Below are 17,248 nucleotides of genomic sequence, written 5' to 3'. Positions count from 1 at the left end.
CGGCGTAGGCCGGAATCTATTCCTCAGCCTTCGCTTGTCAGACAACCTTTCGCAAGCAACTACGCTGAGGCATGGATTCCGGCCTCCGCCGGAATGACGAAGTAGGGGAGTCTGCCTCTCGCACAACAGCGAAAGACATCACCCACCATTCACCGCATTCGCCGGCCGAACAACAAACCCCACTTCCGACGAACTGCCATCCCCGAACACCAGCGTCACGACGACCTTGTCGCCCACCGCCAACGGCTTGGGCGCATCCATCAACATCAGGTGATAACCACCCGGCGACAGTTCCGCCTTACCGTGCGCGGGAACAGTCAGGCTATCGACCATCTCCATGCGACCCATGCCGCCGTCGGTGCTGCTCTTGTGCAGCATGACGCTAGCGTAAGCGGTACTGCTGGCACTGCGCAGCGTAACGGCCTGGTCACTGTCGTTCTGCAACGTAACAAAACCACCGGCGGGAAGATTGGCGGGCAACAGGCGAATCCAGGCGTTATCGGCCTTGACGTGTTGCGCCTCGGTGGCGCTGCCGAGTGTGGGCATCAATAAAGCGACAAACAACAGCAACTGCAGCTTCATGGTGTGGTTCCCGGTTCGATCAACAGATGCAGGTCATGCACCATATCGCTTTGCGGATTGTTGGGCGTGGACAACAAACGTGCCTTGCCTTCCCGGTCGAACACATAGATCGCCGAGCTATGGCTGACCTCGTAGTTGCCGTCGCCCTTGTCCGGTTCGCGCGTGAAGGCCGAGCGATAACGTTTGCTCAACGCCTCGATGTCGCCAGCCGAACCGGTCAGGCCAATGGCGCGCGGATCGAAGGCATTGACATAGGCGTGCATGATCTCGGGCGTGTCGCGTGCCGGATCGACGCTGACGAAAAGGATGCGTACGTTATCGGCCAGAGGGCCGAGACGTTGCATCACCACATGCAGTTGCGCGAGCGTCAACGGGCACACGTCAGGGCAGTGGGTATAGCCGAAATAGAGCAGCACCACCTTGCCGCGATAGTCTTTGCCGCTGACCGGTTTGCCCTGGTCATCGGTCAGGTGGAAATCGAGATCCGGCATATGGCCGGCCACCTGGACCAGTCGCCAGACCGCATCGTCCTGCTGATGGCAGGCAGCCAGACCGAGGCTGGCCAGCGCGAGCGGTATCAGCAGGGCGAGGCGCGCGAAAGGGAGCTTCATGCGAACATCAATCATGAGAACATCGGCAGCGGTCGTGATACGTGAGCATACGACACGCGACTGGTCGCCGCGTCATTCCCAAGAGATTTCCTGTCATGCGACAAACTGTCTCATCTTCCATCGATAGCACATGGGCAGCCTGGCTATTGGGCCTGGCCGGTGCCAGTGCAGTACTTCTTGGAGCGTTCGGCGCGCATGCGTTGCGAGATGTGCTCGATGCACGCGGTAGCGAGCTTTGGCATACCGCGGTGCAATATCACTTCTGGCACGCCCTGGCCCTGGGCCTTGCCGTTTTCCTCGGCGGTCGCGGCGCACGTTGGGCGGTAATTGCCTTTGCGATCGGTATCGTGCTTTTCAGCGGGAGCCTGTATGCGCTTGCGCTGGGTGCGCCGCGTTGGTGCGGTGCGATCACGCCGCTGGGCGGCGTGGCCTTCATTGTCGGCTGGATCGCGTTGGGTCTTGCGGTACGCCGTCGGACCTGACCGCTCAGGCGCGCTCCACTCGCGCGGCGTAGCAACCCGGGCGTGCCATGTGAATGTGCAGATAGTCGATCGACGGGTTGTCCAATAACCGTTCGATCAGCGACTCGAGTTGCTTGCCTTCGATCACGTCCGCGTCATGCATCATGCCTTGATGATCGAAGCCGCGTACCGACAACAGGCGGCGACGCAATTGTTCCGGAATACTGTCGATGGCGTCGTATTGCTGTTCGCCGGCGCGAACAAAAATCGCATGCGTGGAGCGAAACGGCGAGTCGGCCGGCTGATGCTCGTAGTTGACCAGAATAACCTCCTGACCGATCTCGGCGTCGGTCAGGCTGATCCGGCAGGGAAAGCCATGCGAATCGGCGATGAAGCGTCGCGCCTTGCGCGCGGCCAGCTCGCTATCCGATAGCGCGAACAGATCCTGGAACGGTTCGGCCGGCAGACCGGTGATGCGAAAGGACATGAGAAGGCTCCTGAGTATCGGGTGTGGCCATCTTCCGTCCGATGCCCAGGGCCGGCCATCCGCTTCTTGCTCGGATCAACCCATCAGCAAGGGCAGCAGCACATGCAGCACAAGGTCGGCGGAAAAGTGCGCGACCATCGCGTGTTCCAGCCCGTATTTCCAATACACGCCCCCGAAGAAAATGCCGATGACGGCATTGAGACCGATGACGCGCGTTACGGCGAATGCGGTCGGATGTATGCCGCTGGCGATCATGGCGGGCAGGTGCCCCGCACCGAAGAGCACGGCGGCAAGGATGATTGCGACGACATACATCCAGCGAGAGGCCTGCCGATGATTAAGCAGCGCCAGCAACCAGACGAACAGGCCGACCAGGAACAGCCGGCACAGTGTCTCCTCGACGATACCGCCATAGAACGAGGCCAGTGCACCGCGCCAGGCCATGCCGGTTCCGGCGTTGCCGGCATGATGAGCGACAGCGCCTGCGCCGGCGTGTGTCAACGCGATCACGATCAATGCGCCCATCACACCCAGGCCGATCGCCAACAGCCAATGTCCTTGCCTGGCGAGACGGCGGTGCTCGATCCACGCTTGCAGCCAGGGTGCGCCAAGACCGTGACGTGCGCCCAGGGTCAGACCCGCCCAGCCCAACAGGAAACACATGACGCCCGATTGCAGCGCCTGCAAGGCCATGACCTGCCACAACGGAAGTGTCACTCGCGCGTATGCGTGCGGCATCAAGGCCATTTGATACGGTTGCACCAGCAGGTTCGCGACGATGGCGGCGAGACCCAGATACAAGGCAAGCCGAAGGTGAGCACGCCGTTGCGGGAGTGCGGGAGGAAGCGTATTCATGGAAGTGACTCCGATCAGCTATCGGTATCGTTGCTTTCGTCGATGGCGTCGTCTATGACCGGCGTGATGCCGCCGGGTTTGAGCCTGCCGTGCTTGCGCAGGGCATCGCGCAGCACGAATTCGATCTGGGCGTTGACGCTGCGCAGGTCGTCGTCGGCCCAACGCTGCATGGCGTCGAGCACGGTGGCGCTTATGCGCAGCGGATAAGCTTTTTTATCGGCTGCCATTCGTCAGCTGTAGATGGTGCCGGCATTGACGACCGGTTGCGTCGAACGATCACCGCACAGCACGACCAGCAGGTTGCTGACCATGGCGGCCTTGCGCTCTTCGTCCAGTTCCACCACGCCTTGCTGACGCAATTTTTCCAGCGCCATAGCGACCATACCGACTGCACCTTCGACGATGCGTTCGCGTGCCGCCACGATCGCGTTCGCCTGCTGCCGTTGCAGCATCGCCTGGGCAATTTCCTGTGCGTAGGCAAGGTGGCTGATGCGTGCTTCGATGACGCTGACGCCGGCTTTTTCAAGGCGTGCCTGAATCTCGTCGCGCAGGTGATTGTTGATCACCTCGCCGTGACTGCGCAGCGATGGTTTGCCATCGTCATGCGCGTCGTAAGGATAGTTTTGCGCCATCTGGCGCAGCGCCGATTCGCTCTGGATATGCACGAAGTTTTCGTAATCGTCCACACAGAACACGGCCTCGGCCGTATCCACAACCTGCCAGACCACGATGGCGGCGATCTCGATCGGATTGCCGTCCGCGTCGTTGACCTTCAACTTGCTGCTTTCGAAATTGCGCACGCGCAACGAGATGCGACGGCGGCTGTAGAACGGGTTGGTCCAGCGTAGACCCTCCAGCCGTACCGTACCGGAGTACTTGCCGAACAGCTGCAATACCTGCCCCTCGTTCGGCGCGACCTGGAAGAAACCCTTGGCCAGGAAAGCGGCGAGGATATGAAACGGTACGCCCAGCAATACCGCGCGCGCATCGTGATCGGCATTCAGGTAAAAAGCTGCGCCGACGATCGCCAGCACGATGCAGAACAGCACCATTGGAATGCCGGCGACGGAAAACCCTTCACGCTCGTTCATGACTACCCTCCCTTAGGTGGGAGAAGTAGATATCAAAAAGATATCAGATTGCAAGTGCTGCCGGATTCAGATCGACGGCCCGGCCGGCGGTGGGGAAGAGAACAGCTCCCAATAAGCGCTCGCATCCTCGATGTGCAGGGTGGCGAACACATTGCTGGCATTGAAGAAATGCCAGGGATCGCCGTCGCCCGAATCAATTGCGATATGGGTGGTATCGAAACGGCGCAGGGCCGCGTCGTAGCTCTGCCAGCGTCCATTGACCCAGGCCTGCACCCAGGCATGCGGCAGGAAGACACGCGAGGCACCGGCGTAGCGATCGGCATAGACCATGCCCGTGACCATGCGTGCCGGGATGCCCTGCGCGCGGGCCAGTGCGGTCAGCAGGATCGCGTATTCGGTGCAGTCGCCCTGGTGGCTGCCCACCACCTCCAGCGCCGAGGCATAGCCCACATCCAGGCCGTGCTCGGTAATGTAGTTGCTGACGAAGACGCGCATCCGGCGCATTTTTTCCTGGTCGCTGCTGGCGCTGCCCACGGCCACGGCGGACAGCTCCCGGATGGCCGGTGCATCCGATTGCACCCAGAGATTCGCCTTGCGATCGGCGTCGGTCGGCGGCGGCTGCCCACCAGGGTGCGACACGCCGACATCGACTTGCCAATCACCGCTAGGCAGGCGCAATACGCGCTGTTCGTCAGTATTGATCACCGGTTGCGGGGAATCTCCGCTGACGCGAATGCGATAGCGCAGGAAGGCATCGCGCATATACACCGGCAGCGGGCGCGGCGAGTCGATCATGGCTGCACGAAACATGTCCAGGTCCTGCTCCGGCGCCAGCGCACAACTACGGTCGCAGGCCAGCATTTCCAGCTGGCGCCCCATCATCGTCAAGACACCCTTGCGAACCTGCCCATCGCGGTCGAGCCACAGGTCGATGGTCTGCAGGCCCCTGGATGTCTGCAAGGTTTGCCGTTGGTGATTGAGCATTTCCGTGCTGCCCGGCAGCTCCACCGGTTCGTAACCCAACACGTCGACCTGGATCGGCACCGCCTGCTGGGTGGCCTGATCGAACACGTGTACCTGGTAACGCTGGCCGGTGTGCCCGGCCTGGGCCAGCATCGTTCGGCGCAGGCCTTCGGCCATCAGCGAGCCCTGCGGCCAGTCGATACTCGATAGCTGTTCCATGCCGCCGACATTGCTCACGACCTTGTACGAACCATCCGCCTGGCGGCTGCCATTGACAGTGCTGTCGATGGCCGACATCGAAGTGCGAGAGGCGAAAGCCAGTGGTTCCCCGCCCAGCGTTTCCACGCTGCGGGTCATATTGCTCATCGGGATGCTCTTGCCATTGCGGTTAAGCAGGATCGTCAGCGACTGGGTAGTGACGATCCGGTCGCTGTCGCGCTCATGCTCGATCAGCAGATGGCCGATCTTGCGCCCGGCCAGGCGCACACTCATCCAGGTTTCGTCGGATGTGCCGACATTGGCCTGGGCTGGCAGCCAGGCGGGTACGCACCATAACAGCACCAGCAAGAGCAGGGCGGTCGTACGGCTACGCATGATGAGTGTCCTGGGGTGGGACAGCTACAGTGAACGCCTGGAAAAGCCCGGCGTCAATCTGCCATGCAGCGTAATCTGATGGATAGGCGTTTCCATGGCCAATTGCGCTCCACTTACAATAGCCAATTGGACCACCGGAGATCCCAATGAAGCCTTTCGGCACCCCGCATTCCGACCATGCCCTGCGCGTCCTGCTGCTCGGCTCCGGCGAGCTTGGCAAGGAAGTGGCCATCGAGCTGCAGCGTTATGCCGTCGAGGTCATTGCCGTCGATCGCTACGCACACGCACCGGCCATGCAGGTGGCGCATCGCAGCCACGTGATCGACATGCTCGATGGGGCTGCTTTGCGCGCGCTGATCGAGCAGGAAAAGCCCGATCTGGTTGTGCCAGAAATCGAGGCCATCCACACACCGACCCTGGTCGAACTGGAAAAGACCGGTCTGAAGGTGATCCCGACCGCGCGTGCCGCACTGCTCACCATGGACCGCGAAGGCATTCGCCGCCTAGCCGCCGAAGAGTTGAAGTTGCCGACTTCACCGTACCGCTTCTGCGACAGCGTGGGCGAATACCGCGAGGCTGCCGCCACGCTCGGCCTGCCGTTCGTGATCAAGCCGGTGATGAGCTCCTCCGGCAAGGGCCAGAGCGTGGTCAAGCGCGAGGACCAGCTCGATGCCGCCTGGGACTATGCCCAATCCGGCGGCCGTGCCGGCAAGGGGCGGGTGATCGTCGAGGGGTTTATCGACTTCGATTACGAAATTACCCTGTTGACCGTGCGCCACAAGGACGGGGTCAGTTTCTGCGCGCCGATCGGGCATCGCCAGGAAGATGGCGACTACCGCGAGTCCTGGCAACCGCAGCCGATGAGCGAGCTGGCCTTGGCCGACGCGCAGCGCCAGGCGGAGGCGATCACCGGCGCACTGGGTGGCTGGGGTGTCTTTGGCGTGGAGTTTTTCGTCAAGGGCGACGCGGTGATTTTCTCGGAGGTCAGCCCGCGTCCGCACGACACCGGCCTGGTGACCCTGGTATCGCAGGAGCTATCCGAATTCGCCTTGCACGCGCGCGCCATCCTCGGCCTGCCGATTCCAGTCATTCGTCAGCTCGGCCCCTCGGCGTCCTGCGCGGTGCTGGTGGAAGGCGACGGTGAGGCGCCGCGTTACCAGGGGGTGGCCGAAGCGCTGGTCGAGGCGGACACGCAGCTGCGCATCTTCGGTAAGCCGACGGTAAAAGGCCGCCGCCGCATGGCGGTCACCCTGGCCCGCGACGAGGACATCGAGGCGGCCAAGGCCAAGGCGATTCGCGCCGCCAGGAAATTACGCGTAGAAATCTAAAGCCTCTCCTATCCGTCATCCCGGCGAAGGCCGGGATCTACCCTTCAGCGTAGAGGCTTGCCTCACGCTGTCTGACAGGCGAAAACTGAGGGATGGGTCCTTAGCCTTCGCCGGGACGACGATGAAGGGTGAGGGTTGTTGAGGTTCTCTTTCATCGCCTCGAAAGCATCAAGCATGCAGTCGGGTATACGCTAGCCCGATTCGAATCACCGCAACGGAGCGCAGTATGGGATTTGCACATTGGTTGATCGTGGTTGTCGAGACTTTCGCGGCCCTGTTCATTCTGCTGTTGGTGATCCTGGTGGCGGTCATCGCCGTGGTCTGGATGGTCGACCGCAATCAGGAGGCCAATTCGGTCTTGCGCAACTTCCCGGTGATCGGCCACTTCCGTTACTGGTTTTTGCACCTGGGCGAGTTCTTCCGCCAGTACCTGTATTCCAGCGACCGCGAAGAAATGCCGTTCAATCGCGCGCAGCGCACCTGGGTTTATCGCGCCGCCAAGAACGTCGACAACACTAACGCCTTCGGCTCCAGTCGCGACCTGCGCGGCGAAGGCGTGCCGTTCTTCGTCAATGCACCATTTCCGGCGCTGGGCGAGCAGGCGGTCGAGCCCAAGCCAGTGACGATCGGGCCGTACGCACGCGAGCCATACAGCCATTCGGCGTTCTTCAATATCTCCGCGATGAGCTTCGGCGCCCTGTCGGCACCGGCGGTGCGCGCGCTATCGCATGGTGCGGCGAAGGCCGGCATCTGGATGGATACGGGTGAGGGCGGTCTGGCGCCGTATCACCTCGAAGGCGGTTGCGACATCGTGTTCGAGATCGGCACGGCCAAGTACGGTGTACGCACAGCGGATGGCAAACTCGACGACGACAAGTTGAAGGCGATCTGCGCGCACAAGCAGGTCAAGATGGTCAGCATCAAGCTCGGTCAGGGCGCCAAGCCCGGCATGGGCGGCTTGTTGCCGGGCGCGAAGGTGACGCCGGAAATCGCCGCCATCCGTGGCATTGCGGTGGGAGAGGATTCGCAGAGCCCGAATCGCCATACCGACATCGGCAACATCTACGAGCTGCTCGACAAGGTCGCGCACATCCGCGACCTGACCGGCAAGCCGACCGGCTTCAAGGCGGTCTTTGGCGGAGTCGAATGGATCGTCGAGCTGTGCGATGAAATCCATCGCCGCGGCATCGAAAGCGCGCCTGATTTCATCATCATCGACGGTTCCGAAGGTGGCACCGGTGCGGCACCGCAGACCTTGATGGAAGGTGTCGGCCTGCCGCTTCACGAAGCGCTACCGGCGGTGATCAACGTGCTGATCGAAAAGGGCCTGCGTGATCGCGTCAAGGTGATCTGCTCGGGCAAGTGCATCACGGCCTACGATGTGGCCTGGGCCATCTCGATCGGCGCCGACTTCGTCAATTCGGCACGCGGCTTCATGCTGGCACTGGGGTGCATCCAGTCGCTGCAGTGCAATCGCAATACCTGTCCTACCGGTATCACCACGCAAAATCCCAAGTTGCAGCGTGGCCTGGTCGTCACCGACAAGAGCGAGCGCGTATTCCACTACGCACGTAATGTGATGCAGGAAGTGGGCATCATTGCGCACAGCTGCGGCGTGGACGAACCACGTCAGCTCGATCGTACGCACTGCCGTGTCGTCGGCGACGATGGCTTGTCGGTGCCGTTGATCAAACTGTTTCCGTATCCGAAGCTGCCGGCCAATGCGTCAGCAGAGAAAACGGCGGAAATCCAGTAAGGCGTATCAGGGCGCTTGCCGCGAACGCATGCCGCGGTAAGCGTCCAGCCAGACGGACACCTCGTCCGCCGGCATCGGATAGGCCACGTGAAAGCCCTGCGCTTCATCGCAGGCCATGCCGAGCACGCTGTCGTAGATGTGCTCGGTTTCGACGCCTTCCACGACCACGCGAAAATCCATGCTGCGCGCCAGCTCCGCCACCGAGCGCACGATCGCTTCGTCGTGGCGGCTGGTCGTCATGCCGCGTACAAAGGATTGATCGATCTTGAGGCTGGTCGCCGGCATCTGCCGCAAGGCGGCCAGGTTGCTGTAGCCGGTGCCGAAATCGTCGATGGCAATGCCGGTACCCAGTCGGCGAATCGCGCTGAGATAGCGGCGCGTGGTGATGCTGTGTTCCATCAAGGTACTTTCGGTGAACTCCAGTTCGAGCGTGGCCAGATCGACCGAGTGACGTTCGGCAGCCTGGCGAAGACGATCGACCAGGCCGGTACTCAGATCGGTGTTGGAGACATTGATCGACAGATGGATCTGATGTCCCTGGTTTCGCCACACGGCCAGTTGCGCGAGGCTGCGATCGAGTACCCATTGGGTCAGCGAATGCATCAGTCCGGCGCGTTCGGCCAGACCGATGAACTGGGTTGGCGGGATCGGACCGAGTGTCGGATGTTTCCAGCGGGCGAGGGCTTCGACGCCGACGCAGCGGCCGCTATCGAGATCGACGCGTGGCTGATAGTGCAGATCCAGCTCGGTGTGATCGGCGAGCGCCGCGGCAAGTTCGGTAACCAGGAAAAACTCCTGGCGCTGCTGCTCATCCTGCGCGTGGTCGTAGACGGCCCAGCCGCGTGCACTCGATTGCGCCGCATACGAGGCGCTCATCACCAGGCGCAGCGGATCGCCGCCGCGCAATTCGCTGGCTTGAATCTTCAGCAGGCCCACACCCGGCTGGATGGTCAGCGGTATGCCCAGGCAGTCGAAGGGACGGCGAAGCAGCGCCACCAGCGCGTCCAGGCGCGCCGGATCGATCAGCATGTTGCGATCGGGAAGCAGCGCCGCAAAACGTGTTACCCCGACTTGGTACAGGTGGACATCGGTAGACATCCAGCTCTGCGTGCGCTGCGCCACCAGCCGGATCAGCTCGTCGGCGTAGGTGTGCCCCATGGCGCGAATGAAAGCATTGAAACGTTGCACCGGTGCCACGTCGATGGCAATCACCCAGGCATGCGGCACGTCGCGCATGTGGGCGCGCATATCCTCGAAGAACGCATTGCGATGCGGCAGTTGCGTGACCGGATCGGTGCGGCCCAGGTAGCTGCGCAACACCACGCCTGCGCCGGCGAGTGCGGCGGCATCGCGTAATGCGCTGCGTTCGCTTTCGCTCAAGTTCGCACGCGGATGGATGTCCATCGCGCACAGTGCGCCGATGTGTTGGCCGGTCAGCGTAAAAACCGGTTCGCTGGCGAAAAAGCGGATCGGCTCAGGCGTCGCTGCGAAGCCAAGATCGGTATCGCCGAAGCGTTCGTCCAGGCGCGTATCCAGAATCAATTGTCCGGCCTGATGCCGCGCCGCTTCGTTATAAAACGGATGCAGCGCTTGCGGACTGTGGATAGGCGTGGTGCCGCCGCTCGTATACCAATAGGTTTCACCGCTGCTGAGCACCAGCGACACCAGCGGAACGCCGAGCGAGTGCGAAGCCAGACGCACGACTGCATCGAATCCAGGCACGGCAAAACCTTCCGCAGCGGTGCTGCCTGCGGATAAGGGAGTGGCTGCGGACGGAGAATCCTGAAGCCCGGCCGCGTGCAACCCCGGGGCGGTGCCCGTGGTCGTTTGCATCGCGAATACCCCCTGACAGAAACGCCTGACGTCCTCTGGACGAGACTACTGCGCTGACGCCTTCGGGGGCAATCTCCAAAGTGCTGGGTAGAAAGTACTTGCGGTGTGGCAGGGTTGCTGGCTATTCCATCGCCGCCCAGCCGGCTGTCCCGCGGACCTGCAGCGGGCGGAACCGTCGCTTGTAATCCATCTTCGGATGCCCCTCGATCCAGAAGCCGAGATAGACCCAGGGCAAACCACGCCGCCTGGCCAGGGCAACCTGTTGCAAGATCGCGAACGTCCCGAGGCTGCGCGCATGTTCGTCGGGATCGAAGAACGTATAGACGGCCGAGAGACCGTTGGTACACACGTCGGTAACCGCGACACCGACAAGGCGTTTGGCCAGACGCATTTCGAGAAACAGCGTCGGGCTCCACGGCGCGGTGAGAAACCGGCGAAAATCACTGGCATCGGCCTCGTCCATGCCGCCGCCGGGATGACGCTGGCGCAGATAGCGCTCGTACAAGGTGTGGCGCTCGGCGTTGTAGCCGGCCATCGATTCGCTGATCACGATATCGGCGTTGCGTTTCGCGCAGCGCTTTTGCGCACGATCGGGCGCGAAATGCTCCACGTCAATGCGGCAGGGCGTGCAGGCGCGACACTGCCCACAATGGGGTAGATACAGATGCCCGCCGGCACGACGAAAACCACGTTCCAGCGCCGCGCCGTACAACTGGTCCAGCTGCGGGGCAGCCGGATCGATCACCAGATTCTGTGCCGTGCGCTCGGCAAAATAGCCGCAACTGTGCGGCAGGGTCTGGAACAGGCGGACGTTATCGGAGCGCATGGCCCGATTCTATGCCTGCTTTGGGGCGCTTTGGCTAGTCGATTTGCGCCCGTAGAAACTTACAGGGACGGCGCTTTGCCGGCCATTCAGATCACGCCCATGTAGCGGAGCATGGTAATGACGAAGGCCCCGGCGACTGCCAGCAGGACGATCCGGCGAATGCGGGTGGCCACATCGCGGCGTTTCGCTTCCGGCGCCGGATTACGGGCAGCGGCCAGCTCCTCGCCGTGGCGGATTACCGGCTCGATACCGACTTCGCGCAGCGCGCTGCGGGCACGCGTGTAGTCATCGGCGTGGTTGACCCAGACCTGGGGCCAGCTGTCGCGGTTTTCCCGGCGCTGGGAATAGCTGAAGCGCTCGTAGTTGGGCTTGTTCCAGTTGGAACGGTTGTTCACCGTGGTCTCGATGCCCTGTTCCTTGAGCAATTCGACGACTTTATCGATGTTTTCCGGGCGGGGAGAGGTATAGATCTGGCGCATGGTGCTGAGTTTACCCGGAGCTGCGTGGCAAGGTTATTCCCGCAGCCGGATCAGCCCTTCCTGCGCGCTCGAAGCGATCAGGCGGCCGTCACGGCTGAAGATCTGGCCACGGGCCAGACCGCGGGCGCCCTGGGCGGTGGGGCTGTCAAAGGAGTAGAGCAGCCAGTCGTCCATGCGGAACGGGCGGTGGAACCACAGCGCGTGGTCCAGGCTCGCCATCTGCACGTTGTGCGTGTAGTAGGAGATGCCGTGCGGCAGCGTCGCCGTGCCGATCAGGTTGAAATCCGAGGCATAGGCGAGCAGGGCGCGGTGCAGGGCAGGCGAGTCGCCTACGGGAGCCGCGGCACGAAACCAGATGTGCTGGATCGGCGGGCGCTTGACCGGCTTGAGCTTGTCCTGCGGCCAGACATGGCGGAACTCGATCGGGGCATCGACGCCGAGCCAGCGCTGGATCTTTTCCGGCAGCTTGGCCATCTGCTCGGGCGACAGCGGCTGCATCGGCTCGATGTCCTCGGGCATGGGCACCTCGGGCATCGACGATTGATGCTCGAAGCCGCCTTCCTCGATCTGGAACGAGATCGAGCCATTCAAGATCGGCTGGCCGTGCTGAATCGCCACCACTCGCCGGGACGAGAACGTACCGCCGTCGCGCGTGCGTTCCACGCTGTAGACGATCGGCGCGTCGATATCGCCGGCACGCAGGAAATACGCATGCAGCGAATGGGCCGTGCGCGACGCATCGACCGTCTGCTGCGCCGCCGAGAGGGCCTGGCCGAGCACCTGGCCGCCGAAGACGAATTGCGTGCCGATATCGCGGCTTTGGCCGCGAAACAGGTTGTCTTCCAGACGTTCCAGATCGAGCAGGTCGACCAGCTCGCTGACGTGCGCTTGTTTCATGACGATTCGGCCCTTGCCGGTTGTTGCAAAACGGGAAGTATAGCGGTGTGGCCCCTGTTCCCAGCTGTCACGGGCGATGGCTGATCCGTTCCAGCCCGCTGCCCTTCAGCACGGCGTCCCACGGGAACTGCGGGCCCGGGTCCAGCTTGCGCGGTACCTCTTTGGACGGGTCGTCGCTGGCGGGCATCCGCGCCAGATCCAGGTCCTCGTGGCCGGCAATCTGCCGAAGCTGGGGGAAATCCTGTCGGAGCTGGGCCAGCAGCGCGCGCAGGGCGGCGATCTGGGCGGCGGTATAGGGCTCGGTCATGGTCTGGTGATGCGAGTCCCACCAGTTCGGATAGCGGCCCAGGTTGACCAGTTCGATGCCGATCGAGTGGGGGTTTTGCCCGCGCACATGATTGGCCACACGCGTACCCGGCACATAACGATAGATCGAGCCGTCGCGGTCGACGTAGTAATGGCCGCTCGCCCCGGTGCCGTTGTCGTAGAGCACACGCTCGCCGTACTCGCGTGCGGTCGCCAGATCCGGCAGCTCGGTGCAGTGAATCACCACCAGCGTCACCGCCGAGGCGGGACGTTCGGGCAGCTTTTCGACATAGGGCAGCGGTTGATCGTGAATGGTCAGCATGGCCCATAGCGTATCCGAGGCAGGTAGGGCGCGTGTTGCCGGTATCATGGCGGGGATACCCGAAAAGCTTATGGAGACCGCGATGCGCGGCCAGATCATCCTTTCCCACGGTTCGGACTCCAGTCCGGACGCCACCAAGGTCAGCACGCTGGCCGCGCTCGCCGAATCGCTCGGCTGGCAGACCCAGCGCCCCGATTACCGCGAAGACGACGCACTCGGCCATGTCGGCTCGGTGGCGCCGCGTATCGCCCGGCTGCGCGCGGCCGTCCAGGCCCAGTCCACGCCGCCGATCCTGGTGGGTTCGAGCATGGGCGCCTTCGTGTCTGGGCTGGTCTCGCGCGATATGCCGGTCGCCGGTCTGTTTCTGCTGGCGACGCCGCCAGAGATTCCGGGCTTTGCCGAAGGTTTCGATATGCGTCGTGATGTGCCAACGGAGCTGATCCACGGCTGGCGCGACGACATCTGCCCGCTCGAGCCGATCTTCCGTTTTGCCGGTGAGCGTCGTGTGCCGCTGCTGGTGCTGGACGACGATCATCGGCTCAGCGACTGCATCGATACGATCGCGTCGCAGTTTCAGCTGTTCCTCGACCGCGTGGCGAAAGCATCGTGAGCGCGTATTTCGCTACCTGCCCCAAGGGCCTGGAATACCTGCTGCGCGACGAGCTGATTGCGCTGGGTGCGTCCGATGTGCGCGAGGCACTGGCCGGTGTGTATTTTGCCGGCGAGCTGGAAATCGCCTATCGCGCCTGCCTGTGGTCGAGGCTGGCCAGTCGCATCCTGCTGCCATTGGCGGAGTTCGACGCGGCCGATGGCGATGCGTTGTATGCCGGCGTGCAATCGATCGACTGGTCCGAGCATCTTGCCTCGCATGCCACCCTGGCGATCGACGCGGTGACCGGGCAAAGCAAGCTGACGCATAGCCAGTTCATCGCCTTGAAAGCGAAGGACGCCATCGTCGATCAGTTCCGCCAGCGCGATGGCACTCGCCCGGATGTCGATACCGATGAGCCGGACGTACGCATCAATCTGCGCCTGCGTCGCGATCGCGCAACGATCTCGATCGATCTTGCCGGCTCGCCGCTGCATCGCCGCGGCTGGCGCGAGCTGCAGGGTGAAGCGCCACTGAAGGAAAACCTCGCTGCTGCGATGCTGCTGCGCGCGCGCTGGCCGGAGATGTACAAGGAAGGTGGCGCCTTGCTCGACCCGATGTGCGGTTCGGGTACCTTGTTGATCGAAGGCGCCTTGATGGCCGCCGATGTCGCACCGGGCCTTCGCCGTGATTACTTCGGTTTTCTCGGCTGGCACAAGCACGATATCGCGCTGTGGCGTCGCCTGCTCGATGAGGCGCGCGAGCGTGCCGACAACGGCCTGCGCGCCTTGCGTAGCTGCTTCTTTGGTTCCGACTCCGATGCACGCATGGTGCAGACGGCCAAGCGCAACGCGCAGGAAGCTGGCGTCGCCGGCTTCTTTACGCTGGACAAGCACGACGCCTTGCATGTCTCGCCACCGCCGGGCGTCGAGCGTGGTCTGGTCATCACCAATCCGCCTTATGGCGAGCGCCTGGGCGAACGTGGCCAGATGCCGGCGTTGTATCGCGCACTCGGTGAAATGCTGCGTGCCCGTTTTGCCGGCTGGCGCGCCGCCGTACTCGCGGGCGATGAGGAACTCGGTCGTGCCATGCCGCTGCGCGCCGAAAAACGCTATGCGCTTTACAACGGCGCGTTGGAAACGGTGCTGTTGTTGTTCGAACTGCATGCGCGCGACGAGACACCGCGCGAAGCGAAGCCGCTATCGGCCGGCGCGCAGATGCTGAAGAACCGGCTGGAGAAAAACCTGCGCCATCTGCGCAAGCAACTGGAGCGCGAAGGCATTCACTGCTGGCGCGCTTACGATCAGGATCTGCCCGAATACGCTGCAGCGATCGACGTATATGGCGATGCCGAGGGCAACCAGTGGCTGCATGTACAGGAATATCGTGCGCCGGCGGAAATACCGGTGGAAACCACGCGTCAGCGTTTGCGCGAAATTGTCCGCGTCGCCGGTGAAGTATTCGGCGTATCGCGCGAACGTATCGCGTTGAAGACGCGCGAACGCGGCAAGGGCGGCTCCAAGTACGGCCAGTTCGACCAGCGCGGCGAATTTGTCGAAGTGGAAGAAGGCGGGCTGAATTTCCTGATCAACCTGACCGATTACCTCGATACCGGTCTGTTCCTGGATCACCGCTGGGTGCGCGGACGTCTGCGCGAACTGGCTGAAGGGCGCCGGTTCCTGAATCTGTTTGCCTATACCGCCACGGCCAGCGTCTATGCGGCGGCCGGTGGAGCGCGCGATACCACCAGCGTGGACCTGTCCGGGACCTACCTGGAGTGGGCGTCGCGCAATCTTGCGCTTAACGGATTCACCGGCGCGCGCCACCGTCTGATCCAGGCGGACACGCTGGAATTCCTGCAGCGCGAGCGCGACCATTTCGGTCTCATCTACGTTGATCCGCCGACGTTTTCCAACTCCAAACGGGCCGACGATTTCGACGTACAGCGCGATCACGTCAAGCTGCTGGAAGCATGCGGCGACCGCCTGGGTCGCGACGGCGTCATCGTTTTTTCAAATAATTTCAGGAAGTTCAAGCTGGATCGTGAGGCGCTGGAGCAACGTTTCATCATCGAGGATGTCAGCCAGGTCAGCATCCCGTTCGACTTTGCGCGCCGCAACGATATTCACGGTTGCTGGCTGTTGCGTTCACGCCAAGCTGACGCGTCGATTAACCCCTGGGACACCGCCCGTATCAAAAAGTAAACCCTTCAGTTCACATTAATCCCGCGGGATTAGCATAGGCATCGTATTCACGGAGGTGTGTCATGACCAAGCGTTTCAGTGGTGCAAAGATCCTTGCCGTTAGCCTTGCCTTGGCGGGAATGGTGGCAGCACCGCTCACCGCATCGGCGCACGGCTGGGGCGGTTATCGTGGCGGCTACGGTTACCACGGCGGCTATCACGGTGGTTACTACGGCGGTTATCACCGCGGCGGTGGTTACTGGAGTGGCGGTCGTTGGGTAGCGGGTGCAATCCTTACCGGGGTTGCCGCAGGTGTGGTTGCGGACGCGCTGCGCCCGGATCCGTACTATGCCCCGCGTGTGGTCTACACGCAGCCGACGGTGGTGTATGAGGACGCGCCTGTCGTGACCCGTCGCGTGGTTGAAACCCGCACGGTTTACGAAGACCCGGGTTACACCCGTTATGTTCGCGATGACGGTTATTGATCGCGAGCGTTGAATAGAAAGCAAAAAAAGCCCGGCTTCGGCCGGGCTTTTTTTTGTCTGATCGGAACGTGCCTAGGGCTTGTTTCCGTTCGGTTCGGCACCATTACCGTGGCGAGTCGCTTTCGCGCTCAGCTTGTCGAACGTCGGCTTGTCGATGATTCGAACGGAGTGGAGCGCGCAAGGCGGCTGATCGCGTGAGCGCACCGATTCCCCGGCTTCGCCGCAGATGCGGCCGAGCGAGTTGAGCTGGTTCGCTTCGTTGGCGCGGAAGATCAAACCTTGACGGCCGACGCCGAGGCGGGGGCAATCGTTTTGAAGTTTCACGACATAGCGCTGTGGTCCGGTACGAACGATGGCCGTGCGCGCGTCGACGATATGCCATTCGTCGATGCGATCGGTGCGGATGCACGAACTGACGGGCCGCAAGGGTTTGAACAGTGGAGCGGGCGTGTCGGCGGCATGTGCGGCCGCGGTAACGGCAACGAGAAGCAGGGAGAGCAGGGTGGGTTTCAAGGCGTTCATCGAATCACCTCATGGATAGGGATACCCAGGGCCGGGAGAGCCGGCCCGATCAACTACTGCAAGCGGCACTGTAAACCA

The 17,248-nt window shown here is 62.5% G+C and carries 19 protein-coding genes; 6 read left to right on the top strand and 13 right to left on the bottom strand.

Annotated elements, in window-relative coordinates; genetic code table 11:
• Positions 1–138 precede the first annotated feature (138 nt).
• Positions 139–582: a copper chaperone PCu(A)C gene (locus QMG46_RS20545; RefSeq protein ID WP_281849751.1), complete on the bottom strand. Its 444-nt coding sequence runs from the start codon at positions 580–582 to the stop codon at positions 139–141.
• Entirely contained in the window at positions 579–1,193 is a 615-nt protein-coding gene (locus QMG46_RS20540) for an SCO family protein (RefSeq protein WP_281849750.1), read from the bottom strand. The genes QMG46_RS20545 and QMG46_RS20540 overlap by 4 nt, the downstream gene beginning before the upstream one ends.
• A gap of 95 nt (positions 1,194–1,288) precedes the next feature.
• Here QMG46_RS20540 and QMG46_RS20535 point away from each other — a divergent pair, with 95 nt between their 5' ends.
• Positions 1,289–1,675 carry a DUF423 domain-containing protein gene (locus QMG46_RS20535; protein ID WP_281849749.1) on the top strand — a complete coding sequence of 129 codons (387 nt, stop codon included), beginning with the start codon at positions 1,289–1,291 and terminating at the stop codon, positions 1,673–1,675.
• Between the two features lie 4 nt (positions 1,676–1,679).
• On the opposite strand, the gene QMG46_RS20530 is transcribed toward QMG46_RS20535, so the two are convergent.
• The 5 genes from QMG46_RS20530 to QMG46_RS20510 form a co-directional block, all read right to left on the bottom strand.
• Positions 1,680–2,141 (bottom strand): DUF1203 domain-containing protein, encoded by a 462-nt coding sequence (locus QMG46_RS20530; RefSeq protein WP_281849748.1) that lies wholly within the window; start codon positions 2,139–2,141, stop codon positions 1,680–1,682.
• Between the two features lie 75 nt (positions 2,142–2,216).
• Positions 2,217–2,996 carry a CPBP family glutamic-type intramembrane protease gene (locus QMG46_RS20525; RefSeq protein ID WP_281849747.1) on the bottom strand — a complete coding sequence of 260 codons (780 nt, stop codon included), beginning with the start codon at positions 2,994–2,996 and terminating at the stop codon, positions 2,217–2,219.
• Positions 2,997–3,010: 14 nt separating this feature from the next.
• The gene (locus tag QMG46_RS20520; RefSeq protein WP_281849746.1) at positions 3,011–3,223 is read right to left on the bottom strand and encodes a type II toxin-antitoxin system antitoxin; all 213 of its coding nucleotides are present in this window, start codon (positions 3,221–3,223) and stop codon (positions 3,011–3,013) included.
• A gap of 3 nt (positions 3,224–3,226) precedes the next feature.
• Positions 3,227–4,087, bottom strand: a complete 861-nt coding sequence (locus QMG46_RS20515; RefSeq protein WP_281849745.1) for an SPFH domain-containing protein — start codon at positions 4,085–4,087, stop codon at positions 3,227–3,229.
• Between the two features lie 66 nt (positions 4,088–4,153).
• Complete coding sequence (locus QMG46_RS20510) at positions 4,154–5,644, bottom strand: transglutaminase-like domain-containing protein (RefSeq protein ID WP_281849744.1); 1,491 nt, start codon at positions 5,642–5,644, stop codon at positions 4,154–4,156.
• 146 nt (positions 5,645–5,790) lie between these two features.
• Here QMG46_RS20510 and purT point away from each other — a divergent pair, with 146 nt between their 5' ends.
• Both purT and QMG46_RS20500 read left to right on the top strand, forming a co-directional pair.
• Positions 5,791–6,972, top strand: a complete 1,182-nt coding sequence (gene purT / locus QMG46_RS20505; RefSeq protein WP_281849742.1) for a formate-dependent phosphoribosylglycinamide formyltransferase — start codon at positions 5,791–5,793, stop codon at positions 6,970–6,972.
• Between the two features lie 226 nt (positions 6,973–7,198).
• Entirely contained in the window at positions 7,199–8,728 is a 1,530-nt protein-coding gene (locus tag QMG46_RS20500; protein WP_281849740.1) for an FMN-binding glutamate synthase family protein, read from the top strand.
• 6 nt (positions 8,729–8,734) lie between these two features.
• On the opposite strand, the gene QMG46_RS20495 is transcribed toward QMG46_RS20500, so the two are convergent.
• From QMG46_RS20495 to QMG46_RS20475, 5 genes are all read right to left on the bottom strand, one after another.
• Positions 8,735–10,561: a putative bifunctional diguanylate cyclase/phosphodiesterase gene (locus QMG46_RS20495; protein WP_281849739.1), complete on the bottom strand. Its 1,827-nt coding sequence runs from the start codon at positions 10,559–10,561 to the stop codon at positions 8,735–8,737.
• A 121-nt stretch (positions 10,562–10,682) separates the two neighbouring features.
• Entirely contained in the window at positions 10,683–11,387 is a 705-nt protein-coding gene (locus QMG46_RS20490) for an arginyltransferase (RefSeq protein ID WP_281849738.1), read from the bottom strand.
• An 86-nt stretch (positions 11,388–11,473) separates the two neighbouring features.
• Entirely contained in the window at positions 11,474–11,866 is a 393-nt protein-coding gene (locus QMG46_RS20485; RefSeq protein WP_281849737.1) for a putative signal transducing protein, read from the bottom strand.
• Positions 11,867–11,899: 33 nt separating this feature from the next.
• A complete protein-coding gene (gene tesB / locus QMG46_RS20480) occupies positions 11,900–12,763 on the bottom strand; it encodes an acyl-CoA thioesterase II (RefSeq protein ID WP_281849735.1) in 864 nt (287 codons plus the stop codon).
• 67 nt (positions 12,764–12,830) lie between these two features.
• Positions 12,831–13,439, bottom strand: a complete 609-nt coding sequence (locus QMG46_RS20475; protein ID WP_281849734.1) for an N-acetylmuramoyl-L-alanine amidase — start codon at positions 13,437–13,439, stop codon at positions 12,831–12,833.
• Positions 13,440–13,473: 34 nt separating this feature from the next.
• On the opposite strand from QMG46_RS20475, the gene QMG46_RS20470 reads away from it, so the two are divergent.
• The 3 genes from QMG46_RS20470 to QMG46_RS20460 all read left to right on the top strand — a co-directional run bounded on the left by QMG46_RS20470 (position 13,474) and on the right by QMG46_RS20460 (position 16,648).
• Positions 13,474–14,001, top strand: a complete 528-nt coding sequence (locus QMG46_RS20470; protein WP_281849733.1) for an alpha/beta fold hydrolase — start codon at positions 13,474–13,476, stop codon at positions 13,999–14,001.
• Positions 13,998–16,184: a bifunctional 23S rRNA (guanine(2069)-N(7))-methyltransferase RlmK/23S rRNA (guanine(2445)-N(2))-methyltransferase RlmL gene (gene rlmKL / locus QMG46_RS20465; RefSeq protein ID WP_281849731.1), complete on the top strand. Its 2,187-nt coding sequence runs from the start codon at positions 13,998–14,000 to the stop codon at positions 16,182–16,184. Before QMG46_RS20470 ends, rlmKL begins: the two co-directional genes overlap by 4 nt.
• 62 nt (positions 16,185–16,246) lie before the next feature.
• Positions 16,247–16,648 carry a hypothetical protein gene (locus QMG46_RS20460; RefSeq protein ID WP_281849729.1) on the top strand — a complete coding sequence of 134 codons (402 nt, stop codon included), beginning with the start codon at positions 16,247–16,249 and terminating at the stop codon, positions 16,646–16,648.
• 72 nt (positions 16,649–16,720) lie between these two features.
• Here QMG46_RS20460 and QMG46_RS20455 read toward each other — a convergent pair whose 3' ends face one another.
• Positions 16,721–17,170: a DUF6491 family protein gene (locus tag QMG46_RS20455; protein ID WP_281849728.1), complete on the bottom strand. Its 450-nt coding sequence runs from the start codon at positions 17,168–17,170 to the stop codon at positions 16,721–16,723.
• Between the last annotated feature and the right edge of the window lie 78 nt (positions 17,171–17,248).

Origin of the sequence: Dyella sp. GSA-30, from assembly GCF_027924605.1 — a bacterium.
Lineage (GTDB): Bacteria > Pseudomonadota > Gammaproteobacteria > Xanthomonadales > Rhodanobacteraceae > GSA-30.
Note: the sequence above shows the minus strand (reverse complement) of the source record. Positions and strands in the feature narration are given on the sequence as shown.

Excerpts from the sequence above, each read along its gene's own strand:
- QMG46_RS20545 (WP_281849751.1), bottom strand. The coding sequence starts at position 582 with ATGAAGCTGCAGTTGCTGTTGTTTGTCGCTTTATTGATGCCCACACTC.
- QMG46_RS20540 (WP_281849750.1), bottom strand. The coding sequence starts at position 1,193 with ATGAAGCTCCCTTTCGCGCGCCTCGCCCTGCTGATACCGCTCGCGCTG.
- QMG46_RS20535 (WP_281849749.1), top strand. The coding sequence starts at position 1,289 with ATGCGACAAACTGTCTCATCTTCCATCGATAGCACATGGGCAGCCTGG.
- QMG46_RS20530 (WP_281849748.1), bottom strand. The coding sequence starts at position 2,141 with ATGTCCTTTCGCATCACCGGTCTGCCGGCCGAACCGTTCCAGGATCTG.
- QMG46_RS20525 (WP_281849747.1), bottom strand. The coding sequence starts at position 2,996 with ATGAATACGCTTCCTCCCGCACTCCCGCAACGGCGTGCTCACCTTCGG.
- QMG46_RS20520 (WP_281849746.1), bottom strand. The coding sequence starts at position 3,223 with ATGGCAGCCGATAAAAAAGCTTATCCGCTGCGCATAAGCGCCACCGTG.
- QMG46_RS20515 (WP_281849745.1), bottom strand. The coding sequence starts at position 4,087 with ATGAACGAGCGTGAAGGGTTTTCCGTCGCCGGCATTCCAATGGTGCTG.
- QMG46_RS20510 (WP_281849744.1), bottom strand. The coding sequence starts at position 5,644 with ATGCGTAGCCGTACGACCGCCCTGCTCTTGCTGGTGCTGTTATGGTGC.
- purT (WP_281849742.1), top strand. The coding sequence starts at position 5,791 with ATGAAGCCTTTCGGCACCCCGCATTCCGACCATGCCCTGCGCGTCCTG.
- QMG46_RS20500 (WP_281849740.1), top strand. The coding sequence starts at position 7,199 with ATGGGATTTGCACATTGGTTGATCGTGGTTGTCGAGACTTTCGCGGCC.
- QMG46_RS20495 (WP_281849739.1), bottom strand. The coding sequence starts at position 10,561 with ATGCAAACGACCACGGGCACCGCCCCGGGGTTGCACGCGGCCGGGCTT.
- QMG46_RS20490 (WP_281849738.1), bottom strand. The coding sequence starts at position 11,387 with ATGCGCTCCGATAACGTCCGCCTGTTCCAGACCCTGCCGCACAGTTGC.
- QMG46_RS20485 (WP_281849737.1), bottom strand. The coding sequence starts at position 11,866 with ATGCGCCAGATCTATACCTCTCCCCGCCCGGAAAACATCGATAAAGTC.
- tesB (WP_281849735.1), bottom strand. The coding sequence starts at position 12,763 with ATGAAACAAGCGCACGTCAGCGAGCTGGTCGACCTGCTCGATCTGGAA.
- QMG46_RS20475 (WP_281849734.1), bottom strand. The coding sequence starts at position 13,439 with ATGATACCGGCAACACGCGCCCTACCTGCCTCGGATACGCTATGGGCC.
- QMG46_RS20470 (WP_281849733.1), top strand. The coding sequence starts at position 13,474 with ATGCGCGGCCAGATCATCCTTTCCCACGGTTCGGACTCCAGTCCGGAC.
- QMG46_RS20460 (WP_281849729.1), top strand. The coding sequence starts at position 16,247 with ATGACCAAGCGTTTCAGTGGTGCAAAGATCCTTGCCGTTAGCCTTGCC.
- QMG46_RS20455 (WP_281849728.1), bottom strand. The coding sequence starts at position 17,170 with ATGAACGCCTTGAAACCCACCCTGCTCTCCCTGCTTCTCGTTGCCGTT.